Annotated in this window: 18 protein-coding genes and 1 tRNA gene; 15 read left to right on the forward strand and 4 right to left on the reverse strand. The window is 69.5% G+C overall.

What is annotated here, in order from left to right:
• Positions 1–119: 119 nt before the first annotated feature.
• Positions 120–911, reverse strand: a complete 792-nt coding sequence (locus tag AC2CHE_RS03975) for a single-stranded DNA-binding protein (RefSeq protein WP_484503508.1) — start codon at positions 909–911, stop codon at positions 120–122.
• A 217-nt stretch (positions 912–1128) separates the two neighbouring features.
• The gene (locus AC2CHE_RS03980) at positions 1129–1257 is read right to left on the reverse strand and encodes a hypothetical protein (RefSeq protein ID WP_484503509.1); all 129 of its coding nucleotides are present in this window, start codon (positions 1255–1257) and stop codon (positions 1129–1131) included.
• 24 nt (positions 1258–1281) lie between these two features.
• Between AC2CHE_RS03980 and AC2CHE_RS03985 the strand changes: the two genes are divergently transcribed.
• The 7 genes from AC2CHE_RS03985 (at position 1282) to AC2CHE_RS04015 (ending at position 5914) form a co-directional block, all read left to right on the forward strand.
• Positions 1282–1698 carry an HPF/RaiA family ribosome-associated protein gene (locus tag AC2CHE_RS03985; RefSeq protein WP_484503510.1) on the forward strand — a complete coding sequence of 139 codons (417 nt, stop codon included), beginning with the start codon at positions 1282–1284 and terminating at the stop codon, positions 1696–1698.
• Between the two features lie 57 nt (positions 1699–1755).
• Positions 1756–1962, forward strand: a complete 207-nt coding sequence (locus tag AC2CHE_RS03990) for a hypothetical protein (RefSeq protein WP_484503511.1) — start codon at positions 1756–1758, stop codon at positions 1960–1962.
• Positions 1963–2040: 78 nt separating this feature from the next.
• Entirely contained in the window at positions 2041–3078 is a 1038-nt protein-coding gene (locus AC2CHE_RS03995) for an alpha/beta hydrolase (RefSeq protein WP_484503512.1), read from the forward strand.
• 83 nt (positions 3079–3161) lie between these two features.
• Positions 3162–3234, forward strand: a tRNA-Arg gene (locus AC2CHE_RS04000).
• A 69-nt stretch (positions 3235–3303) separates the two neighbouring features.
• The gene (locus tag AC2CHE_RS04005; protein ID WP_484503513.1) at positions 3304–4869 is read left to right on the forward strand and encodes a tyrosine-type recombinase/integrase; all 1566 of its coding nucleotides are present in this window, start codon (positions 3304–3306) and stop codon (positions 4867–4869) included.
• A 229-nt stretch (positions 4870–5098) separates the two neighbouring features.
• On the forward strand, positions 5099–5407 hold the full coding sequence (locus tag AC2CHE_RS04010; RefSeq protein WP_484503514.1) for a hypothetical protein: 309 nt from the start codon (positions 5099–5101) through the stop codon (positions 5405–5407).
• 177 nt (positions 5408–5584) lie between these two features.
• Positions 5585–5914 (forward strand): hypothetical protein, encoded by a 330-nt coding sequence (locus AC2CHE_RS04015; RefSeq protein ID WP_484503515.1) that lies wholly within the window; start codon positions 5585–5587, stop codon positions 5912–5914.
• A gap of 17 nt (positions 5915–5931) precedes the next feature.
• Here the strand turns inward: AC2CHE_RS04015 and AC2CHE_RS04020 are convergent, their stop codons facing one another.
• The gene (locus AC2CHE_RS04020; RefSeq protein ID WP_484503516.1) at positions 5932–6171 is read right to left on the reverse strand and encodes a hypothetical protein; all 240 of its coding nucleotides are present in this window, start codon (positions 6169–6171) and stop codon (positions 5932–5934) included.
• Between the two features lie 379 nt (positions 6172–6550).
• Between AC2CHE_RS04020 and AC2CHE_RS04025 the strand changes: the two genes are divergently transcribed.
• Positions 6551–7585, forward strand: coding sequence for an NAD-dependent epimerase/dehydratase family protein (locus tag AC2CHE_RS04025; RefSeq protein WP_484503517.1), 1035 nt, complete (start codon positions 6551–6553; stop codon positions 7583–7585).
• Here the strand turns inward: AC2CHE_RS04025 and AC2CHE_RS04030 are convergent.
• Positions 7565–8674: a hypothetical protein gene (locus AC2CHE_RS04030; RefSeq protein ID WP_484503518.1), complete on the reverse strand. Its 1110-nt coding sequence runs from the start codon at positions 8672–8674 to the stop codon at positions 7565–7567. The two genes, AC2CHE_RS04025 and AC2CHE_RS04030, sit on opposite strands and share 21 nt — an antisense overlap.
• 301 nt (positions 8675–8975) lie before the next feature.
• Between AC2CHE_RS04030 and AC2CHE_RS04035 the strand changes: the two genes are divergently transcribed.
• The 7 genes from AC2CHE_RS04035 (at position 8976) to AC2CHE_RS04065 (ending at position 14251) form a co-directional block, all read left to right on the forward strand.
• The gene (locus tag AC2CHE_RS04035) at positions 8976–9218 is read left to right on the forward strand and encodes a helix-turn-helix domain-containing protein (protein ID WP_484503519.1); all 243 of its coding nucleotides are present in this window, start codon (positions 8976–8978) and stop codon (positions 9216–9218) included.
• Positions 9219–9567: 349 nt separating this feature from the next.
• Positions 9568–9810: a DUF6284 family protein gene (locus AC2CHE_RS04040; RefSeq protein WP_484503520.1), complete on the forward strand. Its 243-nt coding sequence runs from the start codon at positions 9568–9570 to the stop codon at positions 9808–9810.
• A 134-nt stretch (positions 9811–9944) separates the two neighbouring features.
• Positions 9945–10736: an ABC transporter permease gene (locus tag AC2CHE_RS04045; RefSeq protein WP_484503521.1), complete on the forward strand. Its 792-nt coding sequence runs from the start codon at positions 9945–9947 to the stop codon at positions 10734–10736.
• Between the two features lie 91 nt (positions 10737–10827).
• Positions 10828–11292, forward strand: a complete 465-nt coding sequence (locus tag AC2CHE_RS04050; protein ID WP_484503522.1) for a DUF3307 domain-containing protein — start codon at positions 10828–10830, stop codon at positions 11290–11292.
• Positions 11293–11387: 95 nt separating this feature from the next.
• On the forward strand, positions 11388–13565 hold the full coding sequence (locus AC2CHE_RS04055; RefSeq protein ID WP_484503523.1) for a P-loop NTPase family protein: 2178 nt from the start codon (positions 11388–11390) through the stop codon (positions 13563–13565).
• Positions 13566–13784: 219 nt separating this feature from the next.
• Positions 13785–13952 carry a hypothetical protein gene (locus AC2CHE_RS04060; protein WP_484503524.1) on the forward strand — a complete coding sequence of 56 codons (168 nt, stop codon included), beginning with the start codon at positions 13785–13787 and terminating at the stop codon, positions 13950–13952.
• Positions 13949–14251, forward strand: a complete 303-nt coding sequence (locus tag AC2CHE_RS04065; RefSeq protein WP_484503525.1) for a hypothetical protein — start codon at positions 13949–13951, stop codon at positions 14249–14251. Before AC2CHE_RS04060 ends, AC2CHE_RS04065 begins: the two co-directional genes overlap by 4 nt.
• The last annotated feature ends 1 nt before the right edge of the window (position 14252 follow it).

The raw sequence follows: 14252 nt of genomic DNA on the forward strand, positions 1-14252 counted from the left end.
TCGCCACCCCTGGGGGTGGCAGGTGACCGGGCACGTCACCGGCCCGGTCACCTGATCACCACTGGCGAGGCGCACACCGTCAGGCACGTGCCGGCGCCGTGGCCAGCTTCCGCGCGTCGTCAGACGGGCTGCGGCAGCCGTCCGCGCCCTCGACGACCACGCCCGGTCGCGGCATCGCCCGCCCCCGATTCGTCCGGGCGTACCGCCGACTCGGCCTCGACCTCGGTGGCTTCGGCGGGCACCGGGGCCAGTTCGTCGGCGACGCCAGCGCCGGGGAAGTCGTCCAACTCCCCCGACGGCAGCCGGTCGTCGCCAGACGACTCGGACCCGCCCGCCGAGCCCGGGTCGAACCCGCCGAGCCCACCTGGGTCGAGATTGCCGTCGAGACCGGCAGCGAAGCCGGACATGTCGGGCAGCTCGAAGTCGTCGTCGACCGGGCGATGATCGGGGCGGGCGGGTGCCTCGTCGTCCGGTACCGGCTCGGTCGGCTCCCCGTGCACCCGCCGCTCCGCCTCGGGGTCGGAGACCGCGCTGGTGGCCAGGGTGGGCCGGTTGCGCAGGAACCTCCCACGTCCCCGGGACAGGTCGTGACCGACCGCGACGGCCTCCAACTCGTAGAGGGTGCGATGGTTGCCGGCGTCGTCGACCCAGTCGCGGGTGTAGAGCCGACCGCAGACCACCACCGGGTCGCCGACCATCACCGAGGCGGCGACTCCCTCGGCGAGCTTGCGCCAGCAGTTGACGCGGACGCGCAGGCTGTTGCCGTCCACCCAGCGCCCGCTGTCCCGGTCGAGGCGTCGGGCGGTCGAGGCGACCTTGAAGTTGGTCACCAGGGTGTTGCTCTGGGCGGTGCGGCGCCACTCGGGCGCGGTGAGCACATTTCCGACAATTGTCATATAAGTATCGAACATCGTCCCTCCTTCAACGGTTCGGGGTACGGCTTCGGCGAGTCGACTCCCCACCGACCCTGCCGCCTGTAGCCCTTCGCAGACAGCCCAGAAGGCGGCACCTGTGGACGATCGGACCACCTGTGGACAAACACCTGATCAAGGTCCCCGTGTGGTAGGCCGATCGCCCCTGGCCCGCCGGACCGCCGGTGGCCTGACCTCACCCCGCCCGGTGCGCCGATCAAGGAGCACCGGAAATGGTCACGTTCCGGACGGAGCCGGCCTGGGTAGAGAACTGAACAATCGCACCCGTGAGCACGACGTCGAACGAAAGGTCAGCGATCATGATGATGACCAGCACCCGTTCCACCCGCCTTACGGGGCAGGTGCGGCGATGAGCGCCGTGCAGGACCCGGCCACCGTGGCCACGTGCCTCCGGCTGGGCGCGGGGTTCTCCGACCGGGAGCGGAACCGCATCGTCGAGCAGTTCGCCACGCTCGACGCCCGCCTGGCCGGCTTCCACGCCGACGCCACCGACATGGAGCTGTCGGTGAAGGACCGGGAGGCCAAGGGCCAGAAGGTCACCCTGGAGTGCTGGATCGCCGGCCGGCAGCGGGTCGTCGCCACCTCGACCGAGGAGGACCTGCACGCCGCGCTCAACGACGTCCGCGACGACCTGCGTCGTCAGCTGAACGACGCGAAGACCCGGCAGGAGCCCCGCAACAACAAGCACCTGCGGGTCAACGAGCCGCCCGCCCCGGCCGCGCCGACCGACGAGTTGGCCGGCGCCGGGACGACCGACGAGAGGTGAGCGCGTAGCCGGCCGATCGACATGGCGGCCGGCACTCCCACCGTGGAGGTGAACGACATGCCCAACGTGCAGCAACCCGAGATGCGCCGCAGCGGCGAGACCCGGCTGGTCCAGGACAGCGACGGCCCGGTCGAGGGTGGTTCGTCCTCGGCCCGGCGGGAGCATCACTCGGTGCCGGTCGACCAGGTGTCGCCGTACGGCCCCGATCGTGACCGGGCCTCGACCTCGCACGAGCCGTCCGGACGCGAAGCCGTGGGCGATTGACCAAGCGGCAGCCCCCGTCCGCCCGGCGCGGGCGGGCGGGGGCTACCGCCCGGTAGCCAGCCGCAGTACCGTCAGCGGGTGGAACCGGACGTGCTTGGGCCGCCCTACGAGCGGCAGATCATCGACCTGGGCAGGGATGACGAGGGTCCGGTGGTGGCGACGCTGGTCCGCCGCCGGGCGGAGCGGCCCACCGGACGCGCCGTGCTCTACGTGCACGGCTTCGTCGACTATTTCTTCCAGACCCACGTGGCCGACTTCTTCGCCGCGCGCGGCTGGGACTTCTACGCTCTCGACCTTCGCAAGTACGGTCGCAGTCTGCTGCCGCACCAGACCCCGAACTTCTGCCGCGACCTCGGCGACTACTTCCCCGAGTTGGACGCCGCCGCACGGCTCATCCGGGACGAGGACGGGCACGACACCCTGCTGGCCATGGGCCACTCCACCGGCGGCCTGATCATCTCGTTGTGGGCCAATGCCCGCCGGGACGCCGGGCTGGTCGACGGACTCTTCCTCAACAGCCCCTTCTTCGACCTCAACGCTTCCTGGTTCGTGCGTCGCCCCCTCGCGGCCGCCGTCGCACGCCTGGGCCGCAGGGCGCCGCACCGCATCCTCCCGTTCGGGATCGGCACCGTGTACGGCGAGAGCCTGCACGCCGACCATCGCGGCGAGTGGACGTACGACCTGGCCTGGAAGCCGCTGGCCGGTTTCCCCGTCCGGGCCGGCTGGCTGGACGCGATCCGCACCGGCCAGCGGCGGCTGCGTGCCGGACTGGACATCCCGGTGCCGGTGCTGCTCGCCTGCTCCACCCGATCGTTCCGGGGCACGAAGTGGCAGGACGCGGCGACCCTGGCCGACGCCGTCCTCGACGTCGAGCACATGGTCCGCTGGGCGCCCCGGCTCGGCCAGCACGTCACCGTGTCCCGCTTCGACGGCGGTCTGCACGACCTCACACTCTCCGGCCCCGCCGTACGCGAGAAGGTCTTCGCCGAGGTAGGTCGGTGGGCCGAAGCCTTCCTCGGCGCCGGACCGACGACCAGCCGCCCAGCCCCGCCGCAACCCCGCCCCTCGGCCGAGGAGGAGCAACCAAAGGAAGACCACTCCCCCGCGGACGCCTGACCCTCGCCGCTACGCCCGGCCTGACCACCCGTTCCACCGGGCGAAGGCCGGGCGGCGGTACCCTTCTCGCGCGATACCACGTTGCGCCCGTAGCTCAGCGGATAGAGCAGGGGACTTCTAATCCCAAGGCCGCAGGTTCGAATCCTGCCGGGCGCGCAGGCACTTCTTCCGGCCGACCGGCTCGCGTGGAGCTACTCGTGGAGCCATCGAGCTACTGTCGGCCTCGTGACAGGCGTGAAGCGGCAGCGCGGCGAGATCATGAAGCTCCCCAGCGGATCACTCCGCGTGAGGGTCTATGCGGGCGTCGACCCGCTCACCGGCAAGCGGCACTACCTCACCGAGACTGTCCCGGCCGGTCGGACCGCCGAGCGAGAGGCGGAGAAGGTACGGACCCGCTTCCTCAACCAGGTCGACGAGAAGCGCAGCCCGCGTACCCGCGCCACGTTGAACCAACTACTCGACCGGTGGCTCGAAGTGGTGGACATCGAGCCGACCACCCGCATGGGCTACGAGAACAAGCTCAACAAGCACGTACGGCCGGTGCTCGGCAAGCTGCCAGTCGGCCGGCTCAACGCCGAAACGCTGGAGTCGTTCTACGCGAGCCTGCGCCGCTGCCGCGACTGGTGCGGCGGCAAGGCGTTCGTGAAGCACCGCGTGGAGGGCGAGCACACCTGCACGGCGAAGTGCCGGCCGCACGTCTGCAAGCCGCTCAGCGCGTCGTCAGTGCGCCAGATTCACTGGATCCTGAGTGGCGCACTGAGCCGGGCCGTCCGGTGGCGTTGGATCGCCGTCAACCCCGCCGGGCAGGCCGAGCCACCCGCGCCACCGCACCCTGACCCGCAACCACCCAACCCGGCTGACGCCGCGCGCATCATCAACGAGGCGTGGCGGGTTCCGGACTGGGGTGCGCTGGTCTGGCTCGCCATGACGACGGGCGCCCGGCGCGGCGAGCTGTGCGCGCTGCGCTGGCATCATCTCGACCTGGCCGCCGGCGTGCTGACCCTGCGGCGCAGCTCCTACCTGGACGAACATGGCGAGCTGCGAGAGAAGGACACGAAGACGCACCAACAGCGGCGGGTAGCGCTCGACCCGGAGACGATCGAAGTGCTGCGGGAGCTGCACGCCCGGTACCTCGACCGCCTGGCCCAGCTCGACGCGGACGCCGACCCTGCCGACTACGTCTTCTCTCCCGAGCCGGACAACAGCCGCGGCTACCGGCCCGACACCATCACCCAGCGGTACGGCCGGCTCGCCACTCGGCTCGGCATCGACAGCCACATCCACGCGCTGCGCCACTACTCGGCTACCGAGCTAATCAACGCGGGTGTCGACGTGCGGACGGTCGCCGGCCGGCTTGGTCATGGCGGCGGCGGGACAACGACGCTCAGGGTCTACGCCGCCTGGCTGTCGGAGTCGGACCAGCGTGCGGCCGGGACGCTGGCCGCACGGATGCCGCCGCGCCCTGTCGGGCCGACGCAACACACGGTGGGAAGCAGTCCGTATCAAAGGATTGCCACCGAATTGCGCGAGCAGATTACGGCCGGTCGGCTACGGCCCGGCGACCAGCTCCCGGCAGTTGCCGAGCTGGCTTCGGCGCATGGCGTTTCGGTCGGAACCGCTCACCGCGCCGTGGCGCTGCTGACGGCGGAGGGCTTGGTAAGCGTCATCCGAGGTCGTCGGGCGACCGTCGCACACCCTGTCGATCAGAACTCGCCAGATGGCCTTGGCCGCAACCTGGCTCAGGGCGCCGCACACACTCGGCCCGCCCTACGCCGGTCGGCTCATCTCTGACGACGACACGCGCATTACGAGATCAAGTTTCCCACCTCTGTCCACCTGCCCTGACCCCGCCTGGCCTGCGGAAATCCCTCTCGGCATCTCTCAGTGTCGGTAGGCGCGATCCGGCCTCTTGAGGACTAAATGAGGACTGATGCAGCGGCTCCCAGACCGTCAGGCGTCCGCCCGGAGGCTGCGGCGGTGTGGTCGGAGGCGACTACCGCTGGTGCGAGAGACTCCCTTCATGGTGAGTCGCCGTTACTTCCGACGACGATGGGACGAGTCGCGGGGCGACGAGTTCGATGACTGGGGCAGTGCGACGTACTACTTCGAGACGGCTGAGGACGGTTGGCCGGTGCGCCAGATCGAGGTGTACGACTCAGGGCCCGCGCTGCGGTACGGGCCAGATCACCCCGATGACCAGTTCGGCGGGCTCGGGCTAGCTCAGCTTGACGAGTTCGAGGACTGGGCTGAATGGGAGATCACGGCTGAGGAGTTTGAGCGCCAGTGGATTCCGTCAGGCGAGTCTGGCGACGTGCTTGATGGCACCTGACAGGACTGGAGCCGGCGGCCTGGGGATTAGAAGAAGATCAGGGATGGCTGGTCGCGGTAACCTGCCCCTGCTCAAGGCGTCTGCCGCTGTCGGATCGCGTCGGCCTTGGTCGACAGTGTTGGCTGTACGAATGGCTGTACGGCCGCGAAATGCTGCTGCGGCATGGTGGGAGGCTCGGTGGCGCTCAACAAGCGAGGCAGTAGACCGATCGTTGTCGATGGCAAGGGCTATCGCTGGATCGTCCGCCGGAAGCCGACGTACAGCCAGGGCTTGACCTGGTCGCCGATGAGCTTTGCTGTAGAGCGGACGGATCCGCCTGGCCGCGCCACTCTCGTCGTCCAGATGGCGTCGCCTCATCCGGCCAACTGGATGAACGCTCCGTCGTCTCCGGTGCTGCCTTCGGCGGTCGCCAGCGCCATACGACGAGCGCTTGGCCTTGGGTGGCAGCCGGATCACTCCGGATCGCCTTTCATGCTGAACCTCGGTGATGAGGACCAACTTCCGTAGCCATCGCAGGCCACCCGTCATTCCGAGTCATCGACCCAATCCATGCTGGGGTCCTCTTCGTCGGGTGACGTTGCGATCACCTGGTCCCATGCGTTGACTATGGCTGCGGCCTGCCGCTCGCTACAGGCCAAGCCACTGAGCAGGACGTTGTTCTGGTAGTCGATGATCTCGAAGCGCCATCGATCGAGTTCAGGCCGGTGTTCCAGCGTTGCCCAGAAGTGGCCAGAAAGATCGCTCGGGAACACCTCGTCTGCCACGTACCGCTCCTCTGCCTCAAGCCCATCTCCGCCGTGAGTCCGCACATCGTGGAACGGGCCTGCTCCCCGGTGTCAACACAACGATCCACCGTGTTGACACCGGGGAGCTGGTCTGTTCGGCTTCGCCCGGACTCACGGTGGAGGTGGGCGGCCCCATCTCTGTCGAAGATCCCCGCCGGAGGCATCGGTTCCGGTCCTCAAGGCATCTGCAATCGGCCGGTGCGCCGGCCGATGCCGGCGCTTGCGCCGCCAGCAGGCCGAGCGCGGCCGGCGCGGCCCGCTTGCGGGCCGCCTTGACTCGGTCTCGTGACTAACTCGGCAACTGGCTGCCGGCACCCTCCGCCGATCGAGCGATCGTCCCGCTCGGCATGATGGGCTTATGCGTTTGCTGGTGCTCGGCGGAACCTGGTTTGTAGGACACGCGATCGTCACGACTGCGATCGATGCCGGCTGGGAGGTGACGACGTTCAATCGGGGCACCTCCGATCCCTTCCTGGAAGCCGTACGGCCCATCCGGGGCGACCGGACCCGCCCTGAGGACGTCGCCGCCCTTGCCGCCGCCGGCCCTTGGGATGCCGTAGTCGACACCTCGGGCTACGTGCCTAGGAACGTTCTCGACGTGGCTCGCGCACTTGCTCCCGTCGCCGCTCGCTACGTCTTCATGTCCACGGTCAGCGTCTACCGAGACTGGCCGCTGAAGCCCCTCAGCGAGCAGTCAGAGGTGCTCTACTGCCCACCTGACGCCGGCCCGGACTACGGCACTGACACTGAGGACGGACCGACCCAGTACGGCTACCAGAAAGCCGGCTGCGAGGCGGCAGCCGCCGCCGCGTTCGGAGCTGACCGGACCACGGTCCTGCGCCCCGGCGTAGTGCTCGGCCCGCGTGAGTACGTCGGCCGCCTGCCGTGGTGGCTGCGCCGCGTGGCTGCTGGAGGGGAAGTCCTGGCCCCCGGCTCCCCCGACCGCACCATCCAGCCGATCGACGTACGCGACCTGGCCGCGTTCGCAGTTAACACCATCGTCGAAGGTTGCTCGGGAGCGTTTAACGTCTGCGCCCCGGTGGATGGCGCCACCTTCGGCGGACTGCTGGCGGACTGCGCCCACGCCACCCGGGGCGATGCTTCCTTCAACTGGGTGCCCAACGAGGTGTTGCTCAGCCAAGGCATCCGGCAGTGGTCCGAGCTCCCCCTCTGGCGCACCTTCGACGGCGTGTGGCGCGTGGACACGACCAGAGCGCAGACAGCCGGCCTGCGCTGCCGGCCGCTCTCCCTGACCGTCCGGGACACCTGGCGCTGGATGGTGGAGAGCGGCGAGGCCAGCAACCACGATCGGGCCGCCGAGATCGGCATCAGCCGGAAGAAGGAAGCGCAGGTGTTGGCCGCCTGGCACCGATCAGGTAAGCGGACGGGCTGAGGTTTCCGACAACCACGCCGAGATGCGCTCGGCGAGCTGGCGCGCGTCCGCGTCGCGGTCCCACGGCGACTGGCTCAGCAGGTGCTCTATCCGCGACAGCCGGCCAGTCAGCGAGACGTTGCGCTTCTGCGGCGGCAGATCCAAGACGGTACGCAGCGCCTCGGCCGCACCGTCCTTGTCGCGCATGTGAAGGTGCGCAGCGGCCACGTCGATCTGCGTTCCGTTGATCTGTGAGTACGGCCGCCTGGGCGACGGCAACGCCTCGTACACCTGCAACGCCTCGCGGGCGTACCTCGCGGCCTGCTCACCGTTGCGGAGGTCAAGCCATGCCGCCGCCGCACATGCCGCCGCCCGTGCTTCACCGAATGCGAACTCCCCGCCAGTAGAGGTCGCCAGTTCGTCCGGTTGGTTCGCCGATTCTCTGTCTCGCTGGGCCGCTTCCAAGACGGCAGCGACTGAACCGGAATCGGCGAGCAAGGCGTGAGAGCGGGCAGCGATATAACGGAGCCTTAGTCTCGGCTCGCCCTCCGGCGCTGCTCGCATAGCGCGAGCGAAGTAGCTCAGCGCGGAATCAGGCTCGTTACGCCAGTTAGCGAGAGTCATTTGCAGGCCGTAGGTCCATGCCTTCAATGACGCATGTCCGGCCAGGTCGGCGTACTGCGTCGATGCCCTGGCCAGCGCCGCGGACTCGTTCCAGTGCCCCAGATCGAAGGCGGTGGAGGCCATCAGGGAAGCGCTCTGACCGATAATTACGTAGAGATCGGCCAGCTCGGTGGGCCGACGGGTGCGCTCGACCAAAGCCCTTGCCTCGTCCCGCAACCGTCGGGCACTGCTGAACACGTCGAAGGCCGCCATGCCTCCCGACCGGGCGAGCAGGGTCACGTCCTCCTGCAAGGACTCGACCGAGTCGTGTGGCAGAGCAAGGCTCATCAGCAGAGAATCGTTGGTGACCGAATCGGCAGCAGCGCTCACAGCATCAACAACGATGCCGCCCTTGCCGGCAATTCCCTCAGACTGCGCTCCGCTGAGCATTTCGAGAAACCGGGAACGGACCGAATCCGAAACACGATCCAAGGCGGCATTCAGCACGTCTTGATTGGCATTCCCAGGAACCGTATCAGGTCGACTATGCCAGTACGCGACTGTCCTCGTCGCGATCCCGAGCCACCCTGCGAACCCCTCGTTTGTCATTCCGGCGGCAGTTTGCAGCGAGCAGGCCAATCTCCCTGTCCAGCGGCCTACCGTCGCCACCATGTCTCCCGATCTTGCAAGTTGCACGAAGTTGCACGCTGTTGCACTACGTCTGCATAGGCAATCCGCTCTCGTGCGACTTCACTTGGTCTCAGCAAGCCGAACGGAACAGCGACCACAGACTACTGAGGAGACTCCCGTGGCTGAACCCCTTGCCGCCAAGAACGATCGCCCCCGGTTCCGGTCGGTCGCGGACACCGCAGCGATCCTCGGCATGTCGGAGGTGACCCTCTACCGTGCGATTCATGCCGGCCAGTTCCCGGCCATCAAGGTGCGTGGACGCTTCGTCATCCCAGCGCGCGCCATCGACGATATGGAGGCGTCCGCGCTGACGTACGGTCTCGTGGACGCGAGCAACCACACGCTGCGGGCCGCTGGATGACCGTTACCGGGCTACCGGCTTCGGTCCGGGCGGCGCGGGCGGGACGCTGTGCTCCCGAGCGAGCTTCCGGACGTAGGCACCGCTGAACGGCGACAGCCGCTCGACCTCACCCGGGCCGATGCCGTCACGGAGCGCCGCAACCACCGCCGCAACCACCGCTTCGCGTGCGGCTTCATGAGCAGCTTCGGTGCGCCGGTACCGCTTCGTGGCTGCTGATAGCTCATCTCGCGCATCACTCATCGGACCAACATACCGCTACCCCCTTGCGCAACAGACTCGCGTATCGCTACCTTGTTGCGCAACAGAGGCGCACATCTAAGAGCGCCAGATCAGCCAGAAGGGACACGAAGTGACTGAGTCGAACCACTCCCCCGAGATCGAGCCGAGCGGGGCTGACCTCGCCGAGATCGAGCAGGAGTTGCCGCTGATCGAGGCTGAGGTTCTGTTGCTCGACGCGCAGATCGTCATGCTGACCGGCAACGCCGGTCCGACCGAGTTGGACTGGCAGCGGCTTCGCCGAGCGCAGCGTCGGGTGCTGCGGGAGGCGCGAGCCCTGCTCGCCGTCCGGTCGGCCGCCGGCCGGGCCGCGTAGCCGGTGGCCCCCGTGAGCCGCCGATTCCCAATCCCCCGCCCCGCTGGTGAATCCCGCATCACCGTCGGTCTGGCCCCGCAACAAGCCCTGTTCTCACTCATCTACGGCACTGACGTATCGGAGGGACACCACTCATGACCGCCCCCACGCTCTCGGCCTTCCCCCGGCCGGTCGAAGACCTGATCCCGGCCGCCCGCGACCTTGCCGACCAGCTCGGCGAGATCCCGTCGCGCAACCGCATCAAGAAGGAACTGCGGGTGGGCGGTCCGAAGGCAGACGCGATCCTCGCCGCCCTCACCCGCACCGACACCCCACAAACCACCGAGCCCACCACCGACCCGGCCGACACCACCCCGGACCCGATCGCCGACCCCGCCCCGGCGCTGGACCTGCCGCCGGCCGGCGAAGACACGCCGCCCGTCGTGTTGGAGCAGGCAGCACCCGTCGCAGACCTGGGCACCAACATCACCACCGAGGCGATCCCGACCGACTCGACGGACAACCGCCGGGCGGTGGCGTGGCCGGTGGTGCTGCTCGCCTTGCCGGCGTTCGTGGCAATCTGGTCCGGGTGGGTCGGCCTCGGCGGACTCACCGGGTTCGGCCAGGTCCACCCGCTGCCGGGCATCTGGGACAGCTTCTCCATCAACTCGGCCATCACCCTGCCGATCGGCGTCGAGACCTACGGCGCTTACGCGCTTTATGTGTGGCTGTCCGGCCGGGTTCCGGACCTGGCCCGGCGGTTCGCCAAGTGGTCCGCCATCGCCTCACTGCTGGTCGGCGCGCTCGGCCAGGTCGCCTATCACCTGCTCGTCGCCGCCGGGGTCACGTCGGCCCCGTGGTGGATCACCACCGCCGTCGCGTGCCTGCCGGTGGCAGTGCTCGGCATGGGCGCCGCCCTCGCACACCTCGTCCGCACGCACGACTAGTTCCGCCCGGCGGCGCGGCCACCTGGCTACCAACCTGCGCCGCGCCGCCGGCCCTCAACCCCTCAGCCAACAACCTCGGGAGAGACCACCCATGTTCGCAGATCCCACCGGCACCCACGCCGCCGCGTTCGCTGCCGTGTTCGTCGCCCTCTACGTCGCCCACCAGGTCGCCGACCACTGGGTGCAGACCCAGCACCAGGCCGACTGCAAGGGCGGGCCCGGCTGGACCGGCCGCATCGCCTGCGCCACCCACGTCACCACCTACACCGCCACCGCCGGCCTGGCCCTGGTGTTCCTCATCGCCGGCACCGGGCTACGGCTGGACCCGGCCGGCGTGGCGGTCGGGCTGACCATCTCGGCGGTCACCCACTACATCGCAGACCGGCGTACCCCGCTCCAACGCATCGCCGCCGCCCTCGGCTCGGCCCGCTTCTACGCCCTGGGTGCTCCCCGGCCCGGCCGCGACGACAACCCGAGCTTGGGCACCGGTGCCTACGCCCTCGACCAGTCCTGGCACATCGGCTGGCTGTTCATCGCCGCCCTGTTCGCCGCCTGACCCCCTGCTCGGCGGCGCGGCCACCTGGCTACCAACCTGCGCCGCGCCGCCGACCCTCACCCACCGCCACAACATCACATGGAGGAACACCCATCATGACGTCCCCCCAAGATGACGACCGTTTCGACTGGCGGGCCGCCGAGCGCGACCTGACCGAGGATGCCCCCGACACCAACGTGGTCGACCTGGACGCCGCCCGCACCGCCCGCAGCAGCACCGACTCCGACGACGGTGGGCCGGTGCTGGTCGACTCGCCGGCCGCGCAGCGCGCGCCGCGGCTCACCCTCGACGGCGTACGCGCCGGTCAGCGTCGCCCGATCCTGCCCGCGTGGCTGCGGTCCCGTGCCGAGCTGCGCGACGTGATGCGGTGGGCGGTAGGGCATCTCCTGCACACCACCGCCTACCACGCCACCCGCCTGCCGAAGTACGCCGGCAAGCTCGCCTTCCGGTCCCCGGCTGGGGCGTGGCGGATGCTGTCCGGGGCGACCCGGTGGTTGTTCGACTGGGAAGGTGAGCCGGTCCGGCAGGCCACGGTGCGCAGGGAGAGCGCCGAGGACTACCTCAAGCTGTCCCGGCAGCGTGACCGCCGGGTGCGGTGGCGGGGCATCGTCGCCACGTTCACCCTCGCCGTCGCCCTGGCCGGGGGCGTGGCGGTCGCTCTGGCCCCGGAGTGGGCGCGGTGGGCGGTGCTGGCGCTGCTGGTGACGCTGTGCGGGATGGTCGGGCAGCCGGCCGACAAGCCCCTGTTGGATACCGCCGTGGTGGTGCCGCGCGTGGCTCGGCTGACTTCGGATGTGGTGGTGCGCGCCCTGGCCGTGCTCGGCATCTCCGGCATCAGCCAGGCCATCGCCAAGCAGGGCAACCGCGCGATCGCCTTTACCGCCCCGATCACCCGCGACGGGCCGGGATGGCGGGCTGACATCGACCTGCCGCCCGGCGTGACCGCTGGGGACGTGATCGAGCGCCGGGACCGGCTCGCCGCCGGCCTCACCCGCCCCCTCGGCTGCGTCTGGCCGGAAGGGCAGCCGGAGGTGCACCCGGGCCGGCTGCTGCTGTGGGTCGGGGATCAGGACATGGCCGCGAGCAAGCCGGCCGCGTGGCCGCTGCTTAAGGCGTCCGGCGGGTTCGACCTCGCCCGGCCGGTGCCGTTCGGCACCGACCCGCGCGGCCGGATCATCTCCTTCGAGATGCCCTACACGAACCTGCTGATCGGGTCGATTCCCGGCTACGGCAAGACCGCCGCCACCCAGGTGCCCATGCTCGCCGCCGCCCTCGACCCGTACGCCGAGTTGTGGTGCTTCGACTTCAAGGGCACCGGCGGCCTCGACCCCCTAGAAAAGGTGTCCGCCCGCTACGCCTCCGGGCAGGACGACGACACCGCCGAAGAGGGCCTGTTGGCGCTGCGGGAGCTGCGCAAGGAATGCCAGCGCCGCGCCGCCGTCATCAAGGGCCTACCCAAGGCGGTCTGCCCGGACAACAAGGTCACCCCCGAACTGGCCCGGCGCAAGAAGCTCGGCCTGCACTGGCTCGTCGTCGCCCTGGACGAGGTGCAGGAACTGTTCAGCCACCCGGAGTTCGGCAAGGAAGCCGGAGAGCTGGCCGAGAAAATCATCAAGCTCGGCCGCGCCCTGGGCGTGATCCTGGTCGTGGCCACCCAGCGGCCGGACGCCAAGAGCCTGCCCACCGGGGTCAGCGCGAACGCGGGCACGCGGTTCTGCCTGCGGGTGATGGGCCAGATCGAAAACGACATGATCCTCGGCACCAGCGCCTACAAGAACGGCATCCGCGCCACGATGTTCGCCAAGAAAGACAAGGGCGTCGGCTACCTCGTCGGCGCGGCCGACGACGCCCAAATCGTCCGCACCTTCTACGTCGACGGCCCCACCGCCGAGAAGATCACCGACCGGGCACGCGCCCTACGGGAAGCTGCCGGCACGCTGACCGGCCACGCGATCGGGCAGACCCCGGCCACGCCAGCAGCACGGCGAGACACGCTGCTCGACGACATCCTCACCGTGGTTCCCGCGACCGAGCCGAAGGTGTGGGCCGAGACGCTGACCGAGCGCCTGGCCGACCTCAACCCCGAGGCGTACGGGGACCTGACCCGCGACCAACTCACCGCCGCCCTCAAGCCGTACGGAATCACCACGGGGCAGGTGTGGGGCACCGACCCGACCACCGGCAAGGGCGCCAACCGGCGCGGCATCGAACGGCAGCACATCACCGACGCGGTAGCGGAGCGTAACAAGCGCCGGGGCGACAAAGCCGCCTAACCCGGACAGCGTGTGGTTGCTAGGTCTAGCGGCACCCCCCGCTAGACCTAGCAACCCCGCTAGCAACCCACCCCAACCCTGGCCAGCGCCCTAACAACTAGCGGCGTCGGCCGTCTGCACCCTCAAACCGGCTCGTGGAGGCGTTTCGTGACCACCATCGCCCTGCTCGCTAGCCTTCTTTCCCTCAGTTACGCAGCGTGGTACCTGATTCTGTGCGTGGTGTCCCCTTGGGGACGCTGCTGCCGCTGCCACGGCCACCGCTACCACCGCACCGCCATCGGCACCCGACGCGACTGCCGCCGCTGCGACGGCACCGGCCGCCGTGTCCGCATCGGCCGCCGCCTCGCCGAGTACGTCCGTGCCGAGTACCGGGCCGGCAACCAGTGAACCGCCGCACCGGCACCGCTCAGCACACCGGGTGGTGCGCCCAGGATCACCGCTGCAACCTCGCCGAGCACCGCTCGGCAGAGATCCGGGTCGACCTTCCCGGCCACGCGCGAGCCGTCCTCGTCCGCGTTCGCGCCAGCGACGGCCGCGAACACGCCGAGATCCGCGTACGCGTCGCCCTGGCCGACGTCGACCCGGCCGCCCGCCGCCAGCTCGGCACCCTCCTCTCCGGCCTACGCGACCTGGTGACCCGCGCCGCCGCGATCCGCCGGCCGCGCCCCGGCCGCGCCGCCGCCTGAC

This window comes from Micromonospora sp. ATLC16 (assembly GCF_057196645.1).

Coding starts and splice junctions, on each gene's coding strand:
- AC2CHE_RS03975 (WP_484503508.1), bottom strand. CDS start 911: ATGTTCGATACTTATATGACAATTGTCGGAAATGTGCTCACCGCGCCC.
- AC2CHE_RS03985 (WP_484503510.1), top strand. CDS start 1,282: ATGAGCGCCGTGCAGGACCCGGCCACCGTGGCCACGTGCCTCCGGCTG.
- AC2CHE_RS03990 (WP_484503511.1), top strand. CDS start 1,756: ATGCCCAACGTGCAGCAACCCGAGATGCGCCGCAGCGGCGAGACCCGG.
- AC2CHE_RS04010 (WP_484503514.1), top strand. CDS start 5,099: ATGGTGAGTCGCCGTTACTTCCGACGACGATGGGACGAGTCGCGGGGC.
- AC2CHE_RS04025 (WP_484503517.1), top strand. CDS start 6,551: ATGCGTTTGCTGGTGCTCGGCGGAACCTGGTTTGTAGGACACGCGATC.
- AC2CHE_RS04045 (WP_484503521.1), top strand. CDS start 9,945: ATGACCGCCCCCACGCTCTCGGCCTTCCCCCGGCCGGTCGAAGACCTG.
- AC2CHE_RS04050 (WP_484503522.1), top strand. CDS start 10,828: ATGTTCGCAGATCCCACCGGCACCCACGCCGCCGCGTTCGCTGCCGTG.
- AC2CHE_RS04055 (WP_484503523.1), top strand. CDS start 11,388: ATGACGTCCCCCCAAGATGACGACCGTTTCGACTGGCGGGCCGCCGAG.